The following is a 21,995-nucleotide window of genomic DNA, read 5'->3' on the forward strand; positions in this document are numbered from 1 at the left end:
TGGAACTCTGCTATGATATGGTCATCTTTATGGAAAGGATGTTGACTATGTATCCTATTGAAAGACAAAGAAGAATTAAAGAAATACTTGAGGAGAAGGAAGTGATAAAGCTTTCCTCCTTGTGTGAAAGATTGGATGTATCAATGGAGACCATTCGAAGAGATATTCAACTATTAGTAGAGCAAGGCGAAGTGGAAAAATTTTATGGTGGCGTAAAATTAGTGGAAAAAGAAAAAGCCGAGTCTCTTTTAACAACAAGGCTGAACGAGAATCTATCCCAAAAGGAGAACATTGCGCAACGGTGTGCAAGCTTCATCGAGGAAGGCGACTCAATCTATTTAGATAGCGGAACGACTACCTTTCAAATTGCAAAATATATTAAGCATTATAAGAGGCTAACGGTTATTACAAACTCGCTGCCGATCATTCTGGAACTAATGAATAGTGACATCAACGTCATTATTATCGGTGGGAAGCTACGACAGTCAGAAAATTCGATTACGGCGTATGATTTCTTGTTTAACTTTGAACGACTAAATATCTCCAAAGCATTCATATGCACAAGTGGCATCTCATTAGAAAAAGGACTGTCAGATTACAATGTAGAGGAGGTACAAACAAGAAGGCAGATTATCAAGCTAGCTAATACCGTTTATATAGCGGCCGATCACTCTAAATTTAACAGAGATGTGGCAGTGAAAATCTGTGATCTAAAGGAAGTCGATTATATTGTGACTGACATTATACTTGATACGTCTTACCTTAAAAAATTTGAAAAGCAAGGGGTACGTATTGTGACAGCCTAATAATAAATCCCACAACCACGCTTTTAGTATAGGTGGCTGTGGGGACTGGTTGTCTAGCTAGTAGCATCTCCATAGGACGATGGCATTTCCGTATAAAGCGCCCTCTCCATATTTTTTCGTTTCCATAGGAAGACGATAAGCGCAATATAAAACACAATTATAGGAATTATCGTAATAAAATAATATTCTGCGACAATATCGATAGGTAAATGCATCCATAATTCAGTAACGAGCAGAAACAATATTTGGGCACCGATAAATATTTTAGGGAAAATACTCTTCTCGATTTTTACTATTTCATTTGACACGTAAAAGATACACGCATAGTTTAATATATAAATCAGGCTAATAGCTACATAGATTATTTGTTCCCAAATATTTCCTGTTTCATAAAAAAATACACCTTCATTCTTGACTTGAAACATTTCAATAAAAACGTAAATCGATAATAAGATTGAACAATACATCCCTAGTTTGGCATACGGGACATCTACCTTTGAAAATGCACGTGCAAAAATAAGTAACCCAATAAAATCCGGAATTAAAGCAATACCGATACATACTACTCCAATTAGGACGAGCTTATGAAAATTCATTTATTCTCACGCTCCTTTACCTTTTCATCCACCCACTCTTTACTCGGGATCTCATTCAAACTGTTATAGAGGGGGATAATTATCCCATTATTCATTTGATCTACTCCGCTTAATTCAATAGTAAACGGTTCACCTAGAAATAATGCAATACCATTCGTTGAGTGATAATAGATTGTGTCGTCTATGTTTAGTTGAATCGGCTGCTTAATAGGGAGTGGCACTTCCTCATTATTTATTTTAAAGCTAGTTAGTTCCACACTTTCCCCTTCGACAGCTAATCCATGCAACGTGAATGGTTCGACCACTTCATAATGCGCCTCCGAACCGTCTGTACCGCCAAAGCTCATTGTTTGATAAAGCTGTGTTAATTCATCCGGCTGGCGAACATTCAGGAGGATCTTTTCGGTATGTCCATCTGTAAAATGAACAGTCCCCTCTGTTGCAGCTGTTAAGGATTGGCCATCATCTATTTGAATTGGGATGGATGGTGCAAAAATCGAGTAGTATGTATAGTTCACATAGCTTGCCCATTGAACTGATTGTTGTGAATCAGACTCAACATCAAAATCATTTTGAGGATAATAATGCATACCATCTATTTCAACTGATTGTAATTCATGTGGTTGTAATCCATTCGTGATATAAGAGATATGGATTGTGTTCATCCCCAAATCAACTTCATTGGCAATGATAATTGGCTCTTCAAGTAGCTTAGATTCATAGTAAAGCATACTCCCGATAATAATTAGGCCCACTACCGCCAAAATGACGAATAACTTTTTCATGGACTCCCTCCTAGTTACATATATTACTAAATATTTTTTCATTATACATTAATATATGGTATAAAAATACATTTCTGAACAAACAAAAAACCCACCCATTTAGAGAAACAGGTGAGATGTTGGTTGAGCCATTATGTATTACCTCGACATATATTCCTGAACATAGTCATAGCCGTTTTTGATTAGCATTACTACGGTCACCGTAATAAATAATATTCGAACATAATTACTACCTTTTTTAATAGCAAACTGCGAGCCGTAAATGGAGCCGACTAATTGAGCAATCCCCATTGGAATACCGTATGCAAAGTTAACTTGACCTAAAATAATAAACATAATAAGCGCCGCAATATTACTCCCGAAATTTAAAAATTTTGCATTCCCTGCTGCCTTTAAAAAATCGAAGCCCATCATTAAAAAGGCGAAAATTAAAAAGGAGCCTGTACCGGGACCCATAAAGCCATCCCAAAAGCCAATCAGAAAAATAACAGCGATAAAGAGAATCCATTTCGTGCGTGATAGCTTCACATCCGTGTTCGTTTGTGTCCAATCTTTTTTAAAAATCGTATAAACGGCAACCCCTGCTAGCATGACGAGCATTAACGGTTTTAATAAATCCGGATTGAGAAGATGGACAATCCATGCCCCGATCATTGACCCGATAAACACGAACGGGAAAAATTTCGCAACTGATTTTATATCTAGCTGCCCTGAGCGATAAAACATAACCGTACTTGTTAATGAGCCTATAGTGCCCGCTAGTTTATTTGTCGCTACTGCTGTTGCTGGAGGTAGTCCTGTAAACATGAGGGCAGGTAAAGAAATTAAGCCGCCACCACCAACAACAGAATCAATAAATGCTGCTAAAAACCCGAATACTATTAACACAATTAGTATCGTTGGATCTAAATCAAAAAACATTTTTAGCCCTTCTCTCTTTAGGTACTACTAAAACAGTAACGAAAGAAGCCTGTGCTTGTAAACAGTTTTATTCTAATCAATGTTTCATTCTAGGAACTATCGCTATAAAGGAATGAACGGAAACTTCATTATTTCATATGATAGGATACGAAATTTAATAAAAAGGATGATGTGTCATTGTTACTCTAATGAGGATGTTGAGTAGAGGCATACGGGACGGCTGGTATGATGAGCACCTGGACATTGACCGATGGGAAAATGACGGTGGAAGATGTCCTGTAGCGAGACATGGCTTTGATAACTAAGGGGGGCTCAGTATCCCCCTTAAAGGTTATCTCTTACTGAAAGGACTTTAAAATGCTGACAAACTAATAGTATTTTTCTGTTGAAGGTTTCATTAAATTGGGAAAGTGCATCCGTAAAGAAACGTGTATGTATGCTATCCCAGTTTTCATAAGAACCATCTCCCTCTGCAATGGCAAAGCGCTCATCGATTTCATCATAAGGTATGAATTCCACCTTCTCCAGTTGAATGAGTGCTACTGGTTCAAGGGCTTTGTTTAATATAATGTTATATTCGCCAACCCTCGGAATCGGGTGGTTTTTAAGCTCATACAGTCGTAATGCATTACAGGTTGCTGTTTTTACTCCATTAACGACCATAGCTGCTAATTCATCGGGCGTATCTCCAAAGCAAAAAGCTTCTACATTCGTAGGCTTCTCTGCCTTGCCCCAATATGTATTCCAAAATTCCAATGCTGCTTCGTTCATCCGTTTCACCTCAATCGAAATAACTGTTAGCAGCATTATAATAAAAGATGGTTTGAATTGGAAGTTCACACCATCTTTTAGGTTGGGCTTTATTCGTTTAGGAGCACGACTAATTCCAGCTCCTTTATTTCCTCTTCAAACCCTTCACTATTTAACTGGTACCGTTTCCTGATCGTTTCCTGATAGATATCCAAGGCATCCTGTTCATTTCTAACATAGGCATAAGCAGTTCGATATAACTTTTCCCTAACAGATTCGATTAAGAGCTCAAACGCTTCGCCATTCCCTTTCTTTGCTCCGTGGACTAATTTCGCTATGTCCATCCAAACAAGATAGACCGTTGTATTAATCACATTTCAGGCAGTTTTATTAAGCTATTAGAATAGTTTCACTGTATCTTTCACCAATACAAAAAGCTGAATTTTCGATGAAAATGAACAAAAAACTGCGAAAAAACCGCCTGAATTCACCTCTTTTTCGTCGTTTCATTCTGTCTATTCTAAGTACAAGCAGGACAATAGACTTATAATTATCAGGAACAAAAAAGAGGATAACACGAAAAAAGCACACATAAAAAGACCGTTTTCCCACAATATACATGTTATTCAGGAGCCATATTTCTCCCGCACCAGGATCATTTTTATTGCTGTTTTTTAAAAAAGGCCGTATATTCAAGCCCTCACACAAAAAAATCTCAAGATTATTTTTAAAGCCCGCTCTAAAAAACTGCATTTTACAAAATTGGCGAAATCCATATACAACATATTATAAAATAAGTGCCAAACTAGGTCTTTACTCCCAAATTGGCACTTATTTATATTTAAGTCGTATATCAATCCTGCCAAATCGAACAAATAGCATTTGTAAAACTATGTTAGCCAAATACACGTGTTCCAATTCAATGCAGGGATGATTTGCTAACTCAGCAAAAATGCTCTAATATTTTTTACTACAAGTAGCGTCTAGCACCAGCGTAATTTTTCTTATATACACCTTGATCTAGCTTTTCAATTCGAACCTTCGCAGCATAGTGCGGTGCATGAAGCATTTGTCCATCTCCGATATATAAGCCTACATGGTACACCTTGCCCGTTCCACCGTTATATGCAAAGAACACTAAATCCCCTGGCTTCAAATTCTTTTTCGCCACTTTCGTTCCTTTCGTTGCTTGATAGAACGAATCACGAGGAATCATAATACCATGCTCACGGAATACAGCATATAAAATACCTGAGCAATCATAGCCCCACGAGGATACACCTGCCCATAAATACGGTAAACCTACATAACGTTTTGCTTCGCTAATAATATCATTTGCTGTTGGCTTCGGGATGTCTTTGTAAGATTTATACGATTTTACATCTGATGCCTTTAGCATTTTTACCTCATTATTTGCCGCCTGGACATATAACCAGCCGTTTGCTTTATGCAGCACCGGTAAAATTGTTGAATAGCTGATTTCTAAATATGGTTTACGGTCGATAATATTAAACATTGTCGCTCTTTTCGACGTTACAATGGCAATTTCACAGTTTGAAGTATCGATATTTGAGCTAACAATATGACTTTTCGGCACCCAGCCTGGATAGCCAGCTGCATTATACGGTACATATTGATCACGAGCAGCAACACGATACATACTACCCCGTGTTTCCATAATAGATACCTCGTCATTATAGAAGCTTTGCGTATCTGTTTTTCCAACTAACCATTTCTTTTGCGTAAGGGACATACCATTGATCCATTTTGCATTATTAACTGGGTTCGTTAAAGAAGGACCATCCACTGTTGGTCTCGCTTGATTATACTTGTTCCAAAGATTCGTCACCGACACATTAACACGATATTTCTTTTTAGATGTTTCTTTCGCACAAATATTATTTAATCCCTCATAGCTTACACGCATATCAGGATTTAGGCTTCGTGCAATGAACGTTACTAAATGTGATTTCGTTAGATTATTGCTTGGTAAAAATGTAAAATCACTCCCACCAGTAGTAATCCCATTTGCTACTAAAATATCAATATATGATTTCGCCCAATGCTTCGAATTTACATCAAAAAATACACCGTTTGACTTACCACTTAACTCAAAGGCAGTTACGAGCATTTTTGCCATCTCTGCACGAGTGACAGGGGCATTTGGCTGTAGCTCGCCCTTTTCATTGCCTTTTATAATATTGGCATAATACGCTGCAGCAATAATCGGCATGTTTGGATCGTCTGCCGCTACATCCTTAAATGCTGGGAATTCAGTTATATTTTCTGTATCAAGCTCTAAAGCCTGAACTAGCATATGTATCGCTTCAAACCGTGTAGCGGTATCTTTAATGCCAAACGTAGCGTCCGGGTCTGGTATTAAAATCCCCTTATCAATTAAATATTTAAACGCTGCAACACCAGGCGTTTCTGTTGTAACATCCTTATAGTAGCTTTCTGCAAAAGCTTTTTGATGTGGTGCTAGTGTAAATAAGGTTATAAGTAGTGCCAACAGACTAAGTTTCACAATTCTCTTCATCCCAATAATCCCCCTATATAGTTTTGATTACCCCATAACTATACAGTATTTAACATTCGAATAGCATTCGAAATCATGATTATTAAGGAATATTAACCATATTCATTCAATTTTATATTACTAGCTTGGCTTTTAAGCGGCTCTTTCATCTAAAACATACCAATCCATTTACGATGAAAAAGAAAGCTTTTTGGCAGAAAAGCAATCTTAAAAAACAAGGGGGTGTCCAGAAAGTAAAAACTTTCCCAACACCCCCACAATCCTTCATAATTATCCATGAAGAAATATTGCCCCTACGGTGGTCGCATCAAAATGCCACCATCTTAGTCTCAAGGGGGACCGTCTCAAAATATTTTTGGGACAGCCCCTCTCCTCTAAATTTCCTCTTTTTGAATAAGATCAATTAACTTTTCGAAATACTGGATTGAAGTATTGATTCGAAAATGTGCATAATCGCTCACAAATTCTCCCAATACTTCTTGCCCAGATTCCACAAAATGTTTGCCCTCATATTGAGACATCCTATCCCACGTCTCTTTAATTTCATCTACTTTTTTCTCTAATATACGAACCACTTTATTTCGATCCACATATTTCATATTGGCTAAACCGATAATCATATCACCAATTGAATTTGCATTTTCAAACAGTTTATAAATCTTTTTCGGTAGGGCTTCTCGACCCTTATCAGTAATAGCAAATACTTGCTTGTCTGGTCGATGCTCTTCTTTGATGACCTCTTTTACCTCAATTAAGCCTTGCTTTGCTAATGATTCGAAATGATAGTATAGCTTACTCTCGGTAAGACCGTTGATCGTATCGAGAGGCTGTAATTCTGAGATTTGCTTTTTTAATTTATAAGGATAATTATCCTCTTTCATTAGCTTAGTCAAAATGAAAATTTGAATTGCCATTGTTTCAGCTCCTTAGGCAAATATTAGTTCTATTGTATCAAAACTAATCATTTACTTCAGCCGATTTAAACTTTTGCTAACTCTTTTGTCTCTTTTTCATCGACTGGCAACTGCTTATGGAAAACCGAAACAATGACACTATTAATAAGCATCGCTCCGATCCCAACTGCAATTAAGCCTAATAAATACGGACTAGCACTTGTGCTACCAAAAATATTAGCATAGTAAGCTTGCACCGAATAATACATCGGTGTCACATAGCTTGCCAACTCATATGGTGCATACATCATCTCACGTGTAATTGTTGCACCGTTCGCAAGTGTTTGCACTAATAGAATTGGAATATTTAAAAGCATACCCGCTTCTCCGAAAAGGAATACGACAATAGCGGTGAAGTTAAAGAATACCCAATAATTTAAAATCTGCTGTCCCCATATTAGAAGGAATGCATCGCTGCTTAAATCATTAATCCCAAAAGCAATTCCTGTTGAAGCTAAACCAGCAATAACACCGACTAGGATGGAAGTTAATTGTACATAAATGAACAAGCGTGTTCTGGAAGCTTTCCCACGATTGGCTTTAAAGGCACCGACTAATTGCATCGCTGAAATCATGGCGCCAACATATAGAGACATCGTTAGGAACATCGGTAGCATATTGTTATGCATACCATCTGGCATATCATTAATTGTCACAACATTGCCTACATAGCTATTTTCAATAAGCGCTGTCATTTCCTTTGCCTGCTCTTCAGGTACATTCAAATTCATTAGAATGCCCTGAGCTGTTTGCCTTGAAAATTGTGTACTTAATTGCTCATTAATTTGTGCAACAACTTGTGTCATAGACGAGGATACAACTGTTGCACCTGCTTCGTTCAACGTGAAATCAATACTTGATGATACATCACCATTTTGTAAATCGGCAGAAAACGTTTCTGGAATATGAACCACTAAGGCTAGTTTGTTATCCTCTAGCTCTTGTAAAGCAGCCTTATTTGAAATCTCTGTTTTTATATTTTTAAATGGAAGCTGTTCTTCTAGGCTTTCTGCAATTTGAGCTCCAGCTTCTCCCTCATCATCATTCACTATGGCAACCGATAGACGATCAATATTCCCAGGTATCGCTGTGTACCCTGGCAAAAAGATTCCTAGCATACAGACTGCATAAAAAACACCCATAAATAAAGAAGCTGTTGCACCTTTACTTTTCAAAAACTCTTTAAATTTCATCTATTAAACCCTTCCTAAGTAATATTCTATTTTAATTTTATCAGTTAAATTAAAGTACTCTAATTTAACTATGTAACATATTCTATTCTATTAGCTTTTCATTTGCAAACCAAAGATATAGATCGCTAACTATTTTTTGTCGAAAATATGAAGGAAAAGGTGGTAAATAACAGAAATTTATTACCCCTTTAGTATTTCAAAAAAAATAAACGCCATACCTCCTATGAAAAGATACGACGTTTTCTTAAAATTGGGCCATATCAAATTGGTTCATAGGCTACGCTTGTTAGGTATTTTCCTTGTATCGAAATGCACGTTTATAGAAAAGAATGCTAACAGCAACTAGTGCTGCAATAATAAAATACAAGCCCGCTTCATACTGGACTAGAACCCAGCCGCCGAAAATGGGCCATATAAAGGAGCCAATATTTTTTAATTGTGATGCGCCCAGATACGATCCCTTTTGCCCTTCTGGTGCGATATTTTCAATCAATACATTCATCGTAGGGAACGTACATACTTCACCTATTCTCTTCATTAGGTGTAGTTGTTGATCAATGTTAATTCATGAAGTGTATATCTACCCACATTAGTTAGACTACGTTTACTAACTTTATACAAGGATGTATCATGAGCAGGCTAATATTACTGCTCTTTTTTACTAAGCACAAATAAGTTAAAATGAATAGAAATGGAATATTCTACAAAGGGGCTGACTGATATGAACCATGATAATGCTTATAGGTCATTCTTTTGGAAATGGCTTTTTATTGTATTTCCCCCTATTTTCCTTATAGGTATTCTTTCTGATTCTAATATATGGAGAAATCAATTTAGAGAGCTCGAAGATTATGGATCATTTATTTTCTTTCTTTCCTATTACTTTATCGCTATATTTGGAATAACTGCCTTTTTCATTTCATTCGCTTGGAGAGTTAAGCAATCCAAAAAATAATTAAGCTTTATATAAACTGTATCGATTAATAACATCACTTCAACCGACCAGGTATGATTAGCCTCTCGGATAAAATTTACAATATATTGAAACTAACGGGATATTTTATCGTATGTATATTTATATAACTTTGCGGAGGTGACATTATGATGAAATTATGGTGGGCAACAAGTTTGCTATGGGTCATATTATTTGGTGCTATCGCAATATTTATCGGTGCTCGAGAAGTAGATAGCGCCGGGGTAGAGCAAACTCCTGAGTTAAGATTAGTTGCATGGATTGTGTTAGGCGTGGCTTTTGCTTTTATTGTATTATGTCAATCTGTATTTCTCTTTTTTGCAAGAAAAAGAAAATCAGCTTCAACTTATTGAAAATGGTTAGTCAATCCCCATTTAATACAAAGCAAAAACTCCATGTTAACTAAAATGGAGTTTTTTTTATGTCTAATACGAATTTAGGCAACGCTCTTTAAAGTAATATTATACTATTTCTATCTCAATATCCTTCACAAATACAGCCTTACCTGAAATAGAGATTTCTAATTGTTCTTCTACCTCTTTTACATGTACATATACACGTCCATCTTTATTAATTTCATGTCCTTGCTCCACTCTTAGTGTTGCAGGCAAACTAATATCTTTATCTACAAACGTTTTATAATACGCGCCCATTACGCCTGAAGCCGTTCCTGTAATTGCATCTTCAATAGTCCCCGAATGAGGAGCTGAAAAATGACGAGCATGCATATCGTTTCCAGGATCGCGCACTTCAAAACAAATTGGATGTAGTGAAGCTTTTGGCATCTCTAATAAAATATTCGGAAATTCTTCGGTGTGTGGTGTCATTTTTGAAAAGCTTGCTAACTCTTTAACTGGGATAATTAACGTCCAAAGACCTGTACTTCCATAAACTATTGGATATTCTGAATGTAAATCTTCTTCTCGTAACCCAATGGAAGCTGCTAAATCGGACTTTGAACCACTGAATGATTGAAATTGTGGTGTTGCCTGTTGCATGGTAATCAGTACTTCATTATTTTCTTCACGAACCTGTATCGGCAATACACCAGCAAGGGTTTCAATTGTTAAAACTGATTTAGTTACTAACCCTTTCATTCGTAGGGCATATATCGTTCCCATTGTTGCATGGCCACATAAATTCACTTCATGCCCAGGTGTAAAGTAACGAATACGAAAATCAGCAACCTGCGAGGGAATAACAAAGGCTGTCTCATTAAATCCAACTGCAGCTGCAATAGCAAGCATTTGTTCTTCTGTATAATCCTCCCCATTCAATACGACTCCAGCCGGATTCCCTTTCTCTGGAATTGAACTAAACGCATCGATATGTTTTACACTTACCTTCACCATAATATGTATCCCCTTCCATCGTCGTAATCAAACTATACTTTGATTACTCGATAAGCGAAATTCTCTTACTGGTATGAAAATTCCTACTTTTATTGTATCGTAAATAAAAGGAACCGACACAGTCCCCTAGTTTAAAATTTGATTTCAATTCGTTCAACTGACATTCATCTTGTTAATACGACTTTGAGAAAGGTTCATAATTAAATTAAGATATAAATAGAAAATTTCTTCATAATACCAATACATACACAAGGAGCTTCATAATGGAAACATGGGATTTATACGATAAGCATCGCAATAAAATTGAGAAACAGATTACTCGTGGAGATGCAATGCTTCCGAACGAGTTTCATGTAGTCGTTCATGTTTGTATATTTAATTCTAAAGGAGAAATGCTCATTCAGCAGCGACAGCCCTTTAAGCATGGCTGGTCGAACCTTTGGGATATCACTTGTGGCGGGAGTGCAATTGCTGGAGATACTAGTCAACAGGCCGCTTCGAGAGAATTATTTGAGGAGCTTGGCATTCATTATAATTTTGATAACATGCGGCCACAATTGACGATTAACTTTGAACGTGGATTTGATGATTATTATTTAATCGAGCATAACGTTGACCTCAATGAACTGACGTTACAGGCAGAAGAGGTGCAGGCAGCCAAATGGGCTTCTAAGGAGGAAATCTTTATGCTAATGGAGCAAAAGATGTTTATTCCTTATTATGAAAGTATGATTGCCTTTCTATTTGAGGGGCGGCATCATTATGGCTCTATTCGTCTATGAGTGTACACTACAAGTTTGAGATGAGAGAAATAACCCACTCAATTATTAAAGTAGAGTGGGTTTTAATTTTTTTTGAACAAAAATCCATATGAACTGCAATAGCTAAACGGTAAAACGATACAAGCCTTCTAATAACATTATAATTCTATTTAACTTGCAGTTATAGCCATTCATCACAGCTATAAGCTAGCTGTTGTAACTCGTTAAAGAATTGACTAGCGTGGTATCCGTCACATACAGCGTGATGGACTTGTATTGAAATAGGTAACAATACTTTATCTTCTTGATTAAAATATTTGCCACCTGTAATGATTGGTAACAAGTATGTACCATCATTAAAAATATTTAAGTTAAACCCTGTGAAACTAGTCCACGGAATACAAGAAATAGGAATTAAATTTTGGGGTGCCTGTTTTTTCGGACTCAACTCTTTCACATCACCATATTGGTTCATGTCTTCTTGAAAATTTTTATAAAAGGATTTAAAATCCGCATTATAATCTGTCCATAAATCAGAAAACGTTTTATCATCATTATGAAATATAGTATAGCTAGGATTCATTTGATCCCAATACCCAAGCTTTCCATCTTCATCAAAACAAGTTCTAAATTCAACGCGAGCATTAATAACCCTCATAACCATATAAATAAAGGTAGGGTAGAATTTAATATCCTCAGCACGAATTCGCTCTAACACCTTTGTAATATCTATATTTGCAGTAATACTAAATGTGCATCTAGTATCATTTAAAAAATGCTCAAAGTAAGGTTTTCTATCCCAATTATTTATGTCTATTAAATGATGTTTCATTTTTTCCTCCTCACGCTTAAATCAATTGTAATTCACCCAACTATAGGAAGCATTAAGAATTGCCGCTAACTCTTTAGGAGATTCTCTATTTACTTCATGTCCAGCGTTATCTATACAATGATACTCCGCTACTGAAATATGATTGGTTATATCTTTTGCCCCTTCACAATCACAATAATCTTTTTTGAATAATTTCTAAGTGATCTATTAAATTTTGTTTTATCTCTTCATTTTCACAGTAAGAAGCATAGGCTTTATAATAAGCTACGAACCCGTCATACATTGCTTGCAAAAATGGGTGCTTTGGCAGAGAAAAATCTTTACGAGACTCTAAGTCGTCTGGTAAAACTGATATTTCAAGTAAGGTGGGATCCTTTTTATTAGTTTGTACAGATATTGCTGTTATATCACCCTCTGGATGTGATAGGTTTGCATATCCTTTTTCGTGTGTTTCTATCAAAAGGTTTTCGTAAGTAGCCCAAACATGATTGATTAACGAGAAAATATCTTGACCAAAAATTTCTTGTCCATTATAGGTTACTTGAATGAAACCCATAAATAGATGTGGTGAGTCTTCAATGCTTGAATTCATAAGCTTTCGAAGAATCTCTTCGTTTTTCAGTTCTTCCAATACATAAAAATTCTTCTCAATTTCCTCCATCGGTGTCGGGTCACTAAGCCATGTATCATAACTCACCCATGTTTGTACATTGAACAAATAGAAAACTCCCTTCCTTACTATAATTGTATTTCAGACATTAACTTCTTTAACCCCTCTACATTACCAACATTAAGCAGTTTTTGCCTAAAAGAAATAAACTCATTAGCTGCGTTAAGAATCTCAGATAAAAATTCTTCTTCAAGTACAATGTTGTTCGTCTCATTACAAAGGAATGTACCTGGATTTCTTTTTACTGTAAATAAAATCAGGTTCGCTGGTTTTGTAATAATTCTTTTGATGCTCCGTTCATGGTTATTCATGGCCATAGCATGTACTCCAAAACCTATTTTTTTATATTGCAAGGTCATTTCTAAAATGCCCATCCACATGAAGTCAATATCATCCCAATCGATAAAGTTAGTCATCATAGTATCTGTTGTTGTAATAACTACTACACCATCTAACTTATGCCCTTTATGCCTCTTTAATTGTCTGTTAGCCACCTGAGTTGATAGACTGTCATTTAAGGCGATAAAAGAGTCTTGCATATTTCCAAACGTATCAATAGTTTTCTTTTCAATGTATGTGGTGATAGTAAGCATAAGCTACACCCCTCATTGCATAAATTAAAAACTCCATTTTGAATTTGAAATGGAGTTTCTTTTATAACTAAGTACGGGCTTATAATTTAAACACTTCTACTATTCTGGTTGTGCTCTAATTGCTTTTGGATTCCTAACCGATCGATTTGAATCCAATACTCTGCAATTTTTTCGTTTTCTATTCTATATACCGCGCTTGCTATTTGTATGACTGGGAGCCCAGTTGGTTGGTATCCATCGATTTCGCCTACATGTGTACCGATTTGCTTCCAGCGTACATATACTTTATTTTCAGCTGCTAATAACTCCCCAATTTCTATAGAAAAATCACCATAAGCTTCTTGCATTTCTCTTACATGTTCAGCATAATCCTCAGGTGTTCTCAACACTGTTTGCTCTTCTTCAGATACAGTTTGATGGGCTAATACTTGCTCCCCCATATATCGATGTGCATAATCAGGATTTATCCCTGATCGTACTTCTTCAAAAAATTCTCTAACTATTTGTTCTGATAGCATGAAAATCCTCCCCTATTTATATATCTATGAGAAATGCTAATCTTTAATAATTAACCCCATTAAGGATGAAAGCTGTATAGCTTGATTTGTTGATACTATACATCCTTTTAAATCTTCTACGGATATCGTAAGTGCATCAAAATTAGATGAGCTAATATCTATTCCTTTAAGAGATGTATCATCGAAGTTCACTTCATTTATATTACATTCTTTAAATTCAACTTTTTTCAGTTTACAATCAAAAAAATCAGCATTTTGTAATGAAGCATCTTGAAACACAACTTTTTCAAGCTTTGAACTTCCGAAAGAGGACATGTTTAAAATCGAGTGCTCGAATTTAACATTTCCTAATGATGATTCGGAAAAATTACTTCCAAGCAATTTACTGTTAATAAATTCAACTCTATGAATTGAAGATTTACTCAGGTTCACATTAGATAAATCGCAATTTTCAAATCGAACATCTAAAATATCAATATTGCTAAAATCCGTATTAGTGAACGTGCAATTTTTTATCACTGAACTATATAACTGTACTCTACCTACAGCTTCATTTGAAAAATCTGAGCCAGTAATTATACACATTTCATGTATAGGATCCTCTTCATAAAAAATATCATTAAAATTTCTTTCTGTTAACTCTAATGGAATTTTTGGAATATCAATTTTCATAGCATACCTTCTTTCAATTGTTACGGTATATTCATTATATAACATTGTAATGTGTTTCCCATTTCTTAGATCTAAGATGTGGAAAATTTACAAGAAAAATAAAACCCCTTTTGATAACCAATCCAAAGGGGTGAAACAGATCGACTTTCCTTAAAAGCTACAGTAGGTTTACTCGGCAACTTCTCCATTTGTTATAAGGGCAGTGAAAAGTCCCATTGAATTCGGTAGAATACTAGATTTTCTTTATCTAGCTTAGTTATTCTTCTTCATTTTCCAAATAAATAAAACCGCCGTCGATAAGATCCTGTAAATATTCATCAAAGCTGTTTGCAATCACTGCATATTCATCAGGGTCATGTAAATAGCGAATGATTTGACCACATACACCTTCATCAGACGGGTTAAAATCAATATAGAGTCTTGATGTCCCACCATTGTTCATACAGTCAGAAAAATGAAGATACTTCCCTGGGAGAAGTCCCTCTCGATTTATCTTAGGGTCAACAGCCTCCTCTTCCTCTTCGTACTCTAAAAGATAGGAGACGTCTTCCTCTTCTTTAGAACTTTCGAGCATCTGCCCTATAGACAATAAATAATATGGATACTCATCAACATCTGAGCCTAAAATACAAACCGCAATTCTGTTTTCTCCATATTTCCGCCAATATGTACCATCAATATTTTCAAGAAGAGAGATTAGTGATTCTGGACAGTTTGGATACTTCGCCCTTAGTGCATCAATATCTTCCTTTGTAGCACCGCACGCTGTATTTAGTTCCTCGAGCTCCTCTGAGGATAACGCTGCTCTCAAGCCATTTAAAAATCTATTTACTACATCCATTAATTCGTCCTCCAATTATTAATTTAGCAATATCTTTGTAATAACGAGCAAAATACAATTATTTATAATGCTCTAATTCTTCTGCTGGATATGCATTTGTCCAATGGTATGGCTGCATTTCATTTAAGGTTACAAACTTTAACGATTTATCTGGAGTAGTGACACCAACTTTTACATCTACACCCCAAAAACGCAATCTTTCTTGACATACACCGCAAGGAGAAAGCACCTTAAATGGACTATTTTCATCATCTCTGACAACACATAAACAGTGAGTGACGCGCACATTGAATTTATGTGCCTCACACACTGCCCCTACCTCAATACATAAATCTACACTCGAATTGGCTGTTTCTATAGAAACACTAGTAAAATATTGATCATCTTCTGAACGGATTATTGCCACGCCACCCCAGCCCTTTGGATACCTTTTAGGAATAAATTCAATGGCTCTGCGATACATTTCCTGTTCTATCATTGTTTCTTGCTCCATATTTTCTCTCCCCTTATTGAGTTCTACCGGTTAGAATTCACTTACAAGCACCTTTACCCTTCTACATTTTCATTTCGTTTCTTATTATCAAGAATATCCCACAAATAAAAGGCCAAGGCGAACAATATTGAAAAGCTAATAAACATGAGGAATGTATTGAAATTAAAATATTGGTTGTTCACATGAATAGTCAGTCCTGTTGTAATGTCTTGTAAATATTGATTACTTACTTGTCCATTCTTTTCAATTAATGCATCTTTAATAATATCCCGATATTTTGCCAGGGAGATTCTCTGATAAATAAAAGCAATAGCCAGATGAACGAGAGTCAAAATTATCCCAGCGATTGAAAAGCGTTGACCTATTGAATGCACTCGGAAAATTCTTCCCCATAATAAAACCATTAGAATAAATAGTGGGAGTAATGGGGCAACTAATAGCAATGCTGGATTCCCGTTACCTGAAGTAGTGCCTGGGCTCACGGTCATTCCGTTAATGCCATAGAACAATAACAGTACGACTAAACTTGTGATAAAGAGTGTTAGCTTTGCAACTTTCAAATTCCTATCCCCTTTCAAATAGCTTTTTATAAAAGTAAATAAAAAAAATACTATAAACAATAAAAGCCCATAAAGTTTGATTAATTAAATGATCCTTATTCAACTAAAACCTATATTAGTGTAATTATTTATCATTAGTTTAAGAATTGTTATTTCTGAAACTCTGTATTTAATAAACCATATACCCACATATCTTTACATTTTCCAGTAACACTGTGGCATTCAAACTGTCTTAAATAACCTTCTTCTTTGAAGTTGAATTTTTTTAATATCTCCTTTGAAGCAACATTTTCATCACTTACAAAGGCTTGGATTCTTACTAAACCTAACTGATTAAATCCTAATAGCAAAATTTCACGTATTGCTTCAGACATGATTCCACGACGCCAGTAGTTTTCTGATAACTCATAGCCAACTTCGGCCCGTTTACCTTCAAATTCACTTAAAAAGATCGTACCAATAACTTCATCTGTTACTTTATCAGCTATTGCAAAACGAATAATCCACCCATCATCATAGCCTTTGTTCCATAAGTTGATTATTTCATAACTTCGTTCAAGCGTTTCTGGTCCATTCCAATCAAGATCACGGTATACATTTTCATTTGAATAATATTTCTCTAAAGCTGGTGCATCTTCTAATCTTAATCTTCTTAATCGTATTTTTTCAGTCTCTAGTACTGGGAATTCTTTTAATATTTTTGTGAAATCCAATTTTATTCCCCCTTGAATAAAAAGCTTAATTCATCTTTAATCTACCAAAAGTTCTTCAACTAACCTATTTCGTCAATAGTAGAATCTCCACCTTTTTCTACATAACACCCGAATAATAGTGCGATGATAAAGCGAAACAATAGCACATGTTTCAAATGGCTCACATCAGTATTTCTATGTTTCTGTATTACAGAATAATAAAGAATATATATCCTCAAAAATACATCCGTTCACTTATTTTTATTATAAGCAAACGGATGTAAAATACCAAAATATACTATTTTTTAGTGTACTTCTATTTTCTTAATTCCCTTCACTTTTGCTCTACCTGGTTTGGAACCAACTATGCTTCCATCTATAGTGGCTAGAATTTTATCACCTGGCTTGAATACTTTTGTATCAACACCCTCTAAAAGAGTAAAGTGATAATAATTGTCCTCAAAATTCATACTCTGTAATTCATCTTTCATCCATTCGTAATCTAACATCGTCAGGTCTTCTCCGATCAGCATTTCGTTGTTCTTAATTTCTAACACATAGCCTTGAACGGTGATTTCTCGTTGTACCTTTTGTTTCTTAGCAGATTGTTCGATGATGTAGTTTGCAATATTAGTAAATTTCACGCCATCCGAACTTTGATCACAAGCATTCCATTTAAATTCACGCTGACCACCATTAATGTGTACTTTTAGATAATAATTCGTAGCATCTTCTCCATCACACTTCGTAGATAAATCTTTTGGGGCTAGGTAATTTGCAAACACTAGTCTTTTATACACCTCTTGCTTGACTTCCGGTGTTATTTTCAAGTCACCTACTGTTTGTGTTCCATTGTCATTTTTCACTGTGTTTGTTAGGGTATCAATTTCGTTCTCCTGATTTGATCCATATTTCAATTCGAACTCAAAAAGATCTTGCTGGCTCACGTTGTAATCAATGCTCAAAATTTCTTGCATTCCGTAGTAATCATCCTCACAATCAACCGCTATATATGCCGTATTGGTAGGGTTCACTTCCTGGATCAGATTGCCACATTTAATTATTGTAATTTCTCCACTCCCAAACTTGTCGCGAGTGGTGTCATATGTCACTTCAAAAGATTTTCCGTCATAACTTAAATCTGTTATGATTGGATCTCCTTCAATTGTATAGTGCACAATGCGCAAATCAGAAGGAACCCCGTTTTGGACGTTATCATAAAAATGAACCATTTTTTCCAAACCTTCAATACTTCCGTGACTATTTAGAACATCGACGTCTCCCACTCCCTTTTCACATGCAGAAAGAACGACAATAAGGAGTGAAAGGAAAATAAGGTGTGACATTCTTTTCATGGGATTTGTACCTCCATTCTGATACCTTACATAGAGAAAGCAAGTGTTTCCCTACGAATAAATACCCTTTATTAAATAGACGTACCAAATAGGAATATGTAACATTTACAATAGAAACCTTACGAGATTTTGTCACATTTTTTTAATCTTTCTTCTTACTTTATCTTATTGAAAAAGTTTTTTGGGTAATGCTATATTAAAGAAAAGTTATTTTTGACTTTTACTAAGTTGCAAATCTGTATCTGTGATTTTCTTCTTATGTAATTGAACAAGAATAGTAATAAAAAGCGGATTACGCAACGGAGGTTTTTTCTCATGGAAAAAGGTACAGTAAAATGGTTTAACTCAGATAAAGGTTTTGGATTTATCGAACGTGAAGATGGCGAAGATGTATTCGTACATTTCTCAGCGATCCAAGGCGAAGGATTCAAATCTTTAGAAGAGGGTCAACCAGTAACGTTTGACGTTGAAGCAGGACAACGCGGTCCTCAAGCAACTAACGTTCAAAAAGGATAAGTAACTTTTCCTGGAAAGAGGATGTAATTCTGTAATTTACAGAGTTGCATCCTTTTCTCTTTCTCGAAAAAATTTCAAAAAAACTCGTTATGAATTACCCAAGCCCATCTCTTTTATTTAACATCCTGAAGGACAGCCCCCTGCCCCCTAAGCAGCTTCCGTAATGTTTCGAAATTGACTAAAATCGTTCCTATAATAATTGTCAAAGTACCTATGCCTGTTAGCCAAGAAATATATTCATGATAGAAGATAACACCTAGTACAACGGCAATTATTGGTGATATATACAGCCATGTAGAAGGGAAAATAGGATTTGTCCGTGAGACAAGCCAATAATAAATGCTCTGGCCGATCATTGAACCAAAAATAGTTAAATAAAGAAGAGAGCCAATGGAAGCTGGGCTTAAAAGATAATCAAGCTGAATGCTCTCGGTAAAAAATGATAAAATGATTAATAAAATCCCACCATGCATCAGTTGCGCTGCATTTAAAGCAATTGGTGATGTCGTTTCAAATTTTTGGATAACATGCTTCGTATAAATCGTTCCACATGCGTAAAAAAATTCACCAACTATAATGGCGAAACAACCGATTATCCAGAAGGGACTAATCTCAATTGAAAAACTAGGTAAGATCAAGAACGTGACGCCAATGACTCCAACGATACAACCAATGAATGATAACCAATTTCCTTTTTGCTTTAATAATAGTGTCTGAATAACGATAATCATCATTGGGCCTGTAGCAGATAAGACAGCTGCAATCCCTGATGCCACATACTGTTCTGCCCAATATAATGCAGCAAACGTCCCAAAGGTTAAACCTACCCCTGTAAAAAACATTTCTTTCCGAAACAATAACCGTATTGTCGTTTTTTCTCTCCAAACCATAAAGCTAAATAGCAGCAAACCAGCAATGAAAAAACGAAGACCAGCTGATAAAAATGGAGGCACTCCTGCATCAACACCAATTTTAATCGCTAAAAATGTCGTTCCAAAAATCAAACACATAAAGAAATAATTAATAATAATCATATAAAACTCCTCCTCTTTTTCTATCTTAAAAGAGAGGTGGTAGAACAGATTGAAAAAGATAGAACAGATTAGATTTGGGCGTGGTACAATCGTTTTGAATAGGAGGAATCGATGTGAGCAAAGCGATTCAAAAGGGAGATTATCTTTTTAAGAAAGTATATGATTATGTACTGCACAGAATAGAACGTAAAGAATGGAAAGAACACGAAAAGATTCCCTCCATCCGACAATTAGCAGCTGAAATGAATGTTCATCGATTAACTGTATTAAAGGCTTATAAATTACTGAAACAGCATGACAAAGTTTATGTAAAAGATAAAGCAGGCTATTTTGTCCAATCAAATGTGATAAATAATCTTGAATATCTAGATTTGGATAATCCAATTGTTTCTTCATACGTACAAAAAAATCATTTATCTGAAATCTATCAATCACCTGTTTCCTATCAGTTTTCTCAGGCGTTAATTGATCCTAATCTTTTGCCTAATCATTATTTTTCAGATTACGTGAAGAACGTGTTTGACCTTTATCCAAAAGTACTTGCAACTTACTCTACTGTGCAAGGTGATTTAGAGCTACGTGAAAGCCTCACCAAGTTTTTTATAAACGAGTATAAAACGCATCTAAATGCAGATGATCTGTTAATCACTTCTGGCTCACAGCAAGCGATTCACTTAATCGCTCAAACTTTTATTAAGCCCAGAGACGTCGTTTTATTTGAACGTCCAAGCTATAGTGCTGCGATTGATATTTTTAGAGCCCAAGGAGCACAGATTGTAACGGTTGATATCCATCCAGACGGGTATGATTTAGAGCAGGTTGAATTATATTTTAAACAATATAAACCACGCCTATTTTATCTCAACCCAACATTCCATAACCCGACTGGTTATACTATTCCAGTCGAGCAGCGCAAAAAATTAGTAGAATTAGCTGAACAATATCGATGTCTATTAATTGAGGACGATGCCTATCACGATATATATTTTGATCATGCCCCGCCACCACCCATTTACACATTCGATACTGCTGGGACGGTCATTTATATCCGAAGCTTTTGCAAATATATCTCACCTGGTTTGAGAATTGCGGCTGTTATTTGTCAATCATCCTTAATGAATTCACTACTAACTGTAAAATCATTAGCTGATAATGGCTCACCTCTTCTCAACCAAAAAATCTTTCTCCATTACTTTTCATCACTACGATTGCAGCAGCACTTGGAGAAAATCCGGATCGCCCTACAGATTCGAAAGGAAATCATGGAGGAAGAGCTAGCAGTAACAGGTTGGCAATGGACCAGTCCAAATGGTGGTCTTAATTTATGGGTACAGCTTCCTGATGAAATTCGACCTGAATTATTATTAGCCAAATGCATCGAGCAATCTATATCCTTTGTGCCAGGTCAAGTTTGTGATCCATTAAAAAAGTCATCCTCTTGGATACGTTTAAGTTATTCCTATGTAAATGAAAAACAAATAAGTGATGGGTTAAAAAGGTTTGTTGCAGTAGCACAATCTCTAATTGAGGGGAGGGGCTTGGATTAAATGTTTGCAAAGCTACATCCGGGCCTTCCTTCCCGTATCACTC

Annotated in this window: 25 protein-coding genes and 1 pseudogene; 5 read left to right on the forward strand and 21 right to left on the reverse strand. The window is 35.7% G+C overall.

Going from position 1 to position 21,995, the window contains the following annotated elements; all coding sequences use genetic code 11:
• Positions 1-47 precede the first annotated feature (47 nt).
• Positions 48-806, forward strand: a complete 759-nt coding sequence (locus tag V4T18_RS03495; RefSeq protein WP_332646623.1) for a DeoR/GlpR family DNA-binding transcription regulator — start codon at positions 48-50, stop codon at positions 804-806.
• Positions 807-859: 53 nt separating this feature from the next.
• Here V4T18_RS03495 and V4T18_RS03500 read toward each other — a convergent pair whose 3' ends face one another.
• The 9 genes and pseudogenes from V4T18_RS03500 to V4T18_RS03540 form a co-directional block, all read right to left on the reverse strand.
• The gene (locus tag V4T18_RS03500; RefSeq protein ID WP_332646625.1) at positions 860-1,402 is read right to left on the reverse strand and encodes a hypothetical protein; all 543 of its coding nucleotides are present in this window, start codon (positions 1,400-1,402) and stop codon (positions 860-862) included.
• Entirely contained in the window at positions 1,399-2,187 is a 789-nt protein-coding gene (locus tag V4T18_RS03505; RefSeq protein WP_332646627.1) for a hypothetical protein, read from the reverse strand. The genes V4T18_RS03500 and V4T18_RS03505 overlap by 4 nt, the downstream gene beginning before the upstream one ends.
• A gap of 138 nt (positions 2,188-2,325) precedes the next feature.
• On the reverse strand, positions 2,326-3,108 hold the full coding sequence (locus tag V4T18_RS03510) for a TSUP family transporter (protein WP_332646629.1): 783 nt from the start codon (positions 3,106-3,108) through the stop codon (positions 2,326-2,328).
• 324 nt (positions 3,109-3,432) lie between these two features.
• Positions 3,433-3,915: an ASCH domain-containing protein gene (locus V4T18_RS03515; RefSeq protein ID WP_332646630.1), complete on the reverse strand. Its 483-nt coding sequence runs from the start codon at positions 3,913-3,915 to the stop codon at positions 3,433-3,435.
• A 122-nt stretch (positions 3,916-4,037) separates the two neighbouring features.
• Positions 4,038-4,202: pseudogene (locus V4T18_RS03520) on the reverse strand (sigma-70 family RNA polymerase sigma factor); the annotation flags it as partial.
• A 626-nt stretch (positions 4,203-4,828) separates the two neighbouring features.
• Entirely contained in the window at positions 4,829-6,397 is a 1,569-nt protein-coding gene (locus V4T18_RS03525; RefSeq protein WP_332646631.1) for an NlpC/P60 family protein, read from the reverse strand.
• Between the two features lie 374 nt (positions 6,398-6,771).
• On the reverse strand, positions 6,772-7,311 hold the full coding sequence (locus V4T18_RS03530) for a PadR family transcriptional regulator (protein WP_332646633.1): 540 nt from the start codon (positions 7,309-7,311) through the stop codon (positions 6,772-6,774).
• A 65-nt stretch (positions 7,312-7,376) separates the two neighbouring features.
• The gene (locus V4T18_RS03535) at positions 7,377-8,543 is read right to left on the reverse strand and encodes a YhgE/Pip domain-containing protein (protein WP_332646635.1); all 1,167 of its coding nucleotides are present in this window, start codon (positions 8,541-8,543) and stop codon (positions 7,377-7,379) included.
• Between the two features lie 286 nt (positions 8,544-8,829).
• Positions 8,830-9,081, reverse strand: coding sequence for a hypothetical protein (locus tag V4T18_RS03540; RefSeq protein WP_332646636.1), 252 nt, complete (start codon positions 9,079-9,081; stop codon positions 8,830-8,832).
• A 563-nt stretch (positions 9,082-9,644) separates the two neighbouring features.
• Between V4T18_RS03540 and V4T18_RS03545 the strand changes: the two genes are divergently transcribed.
• Entirely contained in the window at positions 9,645-9,869 is a 225-nt protein-coding gene (locus V4T18_RS03545) for a DUF3923 family protein (RefSeq protein WP_332646638.1), read from the forward strand.
• A gap of 108 nt (positions 9,870-9,977) precedes the next feature.
• Here the strand turns inward: V4T18_RS03545 and V4T18_RS03550 are convergent, their stop codons facing one another.
• The gene (locus V4T18_RS03550) at positions 9,978-10,868 is read right to left on the reverse strand and encodes a PhzF family phenazine biosynthesis protein (protein ID WP_332646640.1); all 891 of its coding nucleotides are present in this window, start codon (positions 10,866-10,868) and stop codon (positions 9,978-9,980) included.
• Between the two features lie 263 nt (positions 10,869-11,131).
• On the opposite strand from V4T18_RS03550, the gene V4T18_RS03555 reads away from it, so the two are divergent.
• On the forward strand, positions 11,132-11,650 hold the full coding sequence (locus V4T18_RS03555; RefSeq protein ID WP_332646642.1) for an NUDIX hydrolase: 519 nt from the start codon (positions 11,132-11,134) through the stop codon (positions 11,648-11,650).
• A gap of 160 nt (positions 11,651-11,810) precedes the next feature.
• On the opposite strand, the gene catA is transcribed toward V4T18_RS03555, so the two are convergent.
• The 10 genes from catA to V4T18_RS03605 form a co-directional block, all read right to left on the reverse strand.
• A complete protein-coding gene (gene catA / locus V4T18_RS03560; protein WP_332646644.1) occupies positions 11,811-12,461 on the reverse strand; it encodes a type A chloramphenicol O-acetyltransferase in 651 nt (216 codons plus the stop codon).
• 169 nt (positions 12,462-12,630) lie between these two features.
• Positions 12,631-13,158, reverse strand: coding sequence for a hypothetical protein (locus tag V4T18_RS03565; protein WP_332646645.1), 528 nt, complete (start codon positions 13,156-13,158; stop codon positions 12,631-12,633).
• A gap of 41 nt (positions 13,159-13,199) precedes the next feature.
• Entirely contained in the window at positions 13,200-13,724 is a 525-nt protein-coding gene (locus V4T18_RS03570; RefSeq protein WP_332646646.1) for a hypothetical protein, read from the reverse strand.
• Positions 13,725-13,810: 86 nt separating this feature from the next.
• Positions 13,811-14,242 carry an ester cyclase gene (locus V4T18_RS03575; RefSeq protein ID WP_332646648.1) on the reverse strand — a complete coding sequence of 144 codons (432 nt, stop codon included), beginning with the start codon at positions 14,240-14,242 and terminating at the stop codon, positions 13,811-13,813.
• Positions 14,243-14,278: 36 nt separating this feature from the next.
• Entirely contained in the window at positions 14,279-14,914 is a 636-nt protein-coding gene (locus V4T18_RS03580; protein WP_332646649.1) for a pentapeptide repeat-containing protein, read from the reverse strand.
• Positions 14,915-15,170: 256 nt separating this feature from the next.
• The gene (locus tag V4T18_RS03585) at positions 15,171-15,755 is read right to left on the reverse strand and encodes an SMI1/KNR4 family protein (protein ID WP_332646651.1); all 585 of its coding nucleotides are present in this window, start codon (positions 15,753-15,755) and stop codon (positions 15,171-15,173) included.
• A 58-nt stretch (positions 15,756-15,813) separates the two neighbouring features.
• Positions 15,814-16,248: a cytidine deaminase gene (locus tag V4T18_RS03590; protein ID WP_332646653.1), complete on the reverse strand. Its 435-nt coding sequence runs from the start codon at positions 16,246-16,248 to the stop codon at positions 15,814-15,816.
• 53 nt (positions 16,249-16,301) lie between these two features.
• Complete coding sequence (locus V4T18_RS03595) at positions 16,302-16,808, reverse strand: hypothetical protein (RefSeq protein WP_332646655.1); 507 nt, start codon at positions 16,806-16,808, stop codon at positions 16,302-16,304.
• 149 nt (positions 16,809-16,957) lie between these two features.
• Entirely contained in the window at positions 16,958-17,521 is a 564-nt protein-coding gene (locus V4T18_RS03600; protein WP_332646657.1) for a GNAT family N-acetyltransferase, read from the reverse strand.
• Between the two features lie 284 nt (positions 17,522-17,805).
• A complete protein-coding gene (locus V4T18_RS03605) occupies positions 17,806-18,855 on the reverse strand; it encodes a DUF4362 domain-containing protein (RefSeq protein ID WP_332646659.1) in 1,050 nt (349 codons plus the stop codon).
• A 315-nt stretch (positions 18,856-19,170) separates the two neighbouring features.
• On the opposite strand from V4T18_RS03605, the gene V4T18_RS03610 reads away from it, so the two are divergent.
• Positions 19,171-19,371: a cold-shock protein gene (locus V4T18_RS03610; RefSeq protein WP_332646661.1), complete on the forward strand. Its 201-nt coding sequence runs from the start codon at positions 19,171-19,173 to the stop codon at positions 19,369-19,371.
• A 113-nt stretch (positions 19,372-19,484) separates the two neighbouring features.
• Here the strand turns inward: V4T18_RS03610 and V4T18_RS03615 are convergent, their stop codons facing one another.
• Positions 19,485-20,405, reverse strand: coding sequence for a DMT family transporter (locus V4T18_RS03615; RefSeq protein ID WP_332646662.1), 921 nt, complete (start codon positions 20,403-20,405; stop codon positions 19,485-19,487).
• Between the two features lie 113 nt (positions 20,406-20,518).
• Between V4T18_RS03615 and V4T18_RS03620 the strand changes: the two genes are divergently transcribed.
• On the forward strand, positions 20,519-21,952 hold the full coding sequence (locus tag V4T18_RS03620) for an aminotransferase-like domain-containing protein (protein ID WP_332646664.1): 1,434 nt from the start codon (positions 20,519-20,521) through the stop codon (positions 21,950-21,952).
• Positions 21,953-21,995: the final 43 nt, after the last annotated feature.

The sequence above is a fragment of the Lysinibacillus sp. 54212 genome, from assembly GCF_036662795.1.
Classification (GTDB): domain Bacteria; phylum Bacillota; class Bacilli; order Bacillales_A; family Planococcaceae; genus Lysinibacillus_B.

Bases quoted from the DNA above. Each gene is read 5' to 3' on its own strand.
- V4T18_RS03495 (WP_332646623.1), top strand. From the start codon at position 48: ATGTATCCTATTGAAAGACAAAGAAGAATTAAAGAAATACTTGAGGAG.
- V4T18_RS03500 (WP_332646625.1), bottom strand. From the start codon at position 1,402: ATGAATTTTCATAAGCTCGTCCTAATTGGAGTAGTATGTATCGGTATT.
- V4T18_RS03505 (WP_332646627.1), bottom strand. From the start codon at position 2,187: ATGAAAAAGTTATTCGTCATTTTGGCGGTAGTGGGCCTAATTATTATC.
- V4T18_RS03510 (WP_332646629.1), bottom strand. From the start codon at position 3,108: ATGTTTTTTGATTTAGATCCAACGATACTAATTGTGTTAATAGTATTC.
- V4T18_RS03515 (WP_332646630.1), bottom strand. From the start codon at position 3,915: ATGCTGCTAACAGTTATTTCGATTGAGGTGAAACGGATGAACGAAGCA.
- V4T18_RS03525 (WP_332646631.1), bottom strand. From the start codon at position 6,397: ATGAAGAGAATTGTGAAACTTAGTCTGTTGGCACTACTTATAACCTTA.
- V4T18_RS03530 (WP_332646633.1), bottom strand. From the start codon at position 7,311: ATGGCAATTCAAATTTTCATTTTGACTAAGCTAATGAAAGAGGATAAT.
- V4T18_RS03535 (WP_332646635.1), bottom strand. From the start codon at position 8,543: ATGAAATTTAAAGAGTTTTTGAAAAGTAAAGGTGCAACAGCTTCTTTA.
- V4T18_RS03540 (WP_332646636.1), bottom strand. From the start codon at position 9,081: ATGAAGAGAATAGGTGAAGTATGTACGTTCCCTACGATGAATGTATTG.
- V4T18_RS03545 (WP_332646638.1), top strand. From the start codon at position 9,645: ATGATGAAATTATGGTGGGCAACAAGTTTGCTATGGGTCATATTATTT.
- V4T18_RS03550 (WP_332646640.1), bottom strand. From the start codon at position 10,868: ATGGTGAAGGTAAGTGTAAAACATATCGATGCGTTTAGTTCAATTCCA.
- V4T18_RS03555 (WP_332646642.1), top strand. From the start codon at position 11,132: ATGGAAACATGGGATTTATACGATAAGCATCGCAATAAAATTGAGAAA.
- catA (WP_332646644.1), bottom strand. From the start codon at position 12,461: ATGAAACATCATTTAATAGACATAAATAATTGGGATAGAAAACCTTAC.
- V4T18_RS03570 (WP_332646646.1), bottom strand. From the start codon at position 13,724: ATGCTTACTATCACCACATACATTGAAAAGAAAACTATTGATACGTTT.
- V4T18_RS03575 (WP_332646648.1), bottom strand. From the start codon at position 14,242: ATGCTATCAGAACAAATAGTTAGAGAATTTTTTGAAGAAGTACGATCA.
- V4T18_RS03580 (WP_332646649.1), bottom strand. From the start codon at position 14,914: ATGAAAATTGATATTCCAAAAATTCCATTAGAGTTAACAGAAAGAAAT.
- V4T18_RS03585 (WP_332646651.1), bottom strand. From the start codon at position 15,755: ATGGATGTAGTAAATAGATTTTTAAATGGCTTGAGAGCAGCGTTATCC.
- V4T18_RS03590 (WP_332646653.1), bottom strand. From the start codon at position 16,248: ATGGAGCAAGAAACAATGATAGAACAGGAAATGTATCGCAGAGCCATT.
- V4T18_RS03605 (WP_332646659.1), bottom strand. From the start codon at position 18,855: ATGAAAAGAATGTCACACCTTATTTTCCTTTCACTCCTTATTGTCGTT.
- V4T18_RS03610 (WP_332646661.1), top strand. From the start codon at position 19,171: ATGGAAAAAGGTACAGTAAAATGGTTTAACTCAGATAAAGGTTTTGGA.
- V4T18_RS03615 (WP_332646662.1), bottom strand. From the start codon at position 20,405: ATGATTATTATTAATTATTTCTTTATGTGTTTGATTTTTGGAACGACA.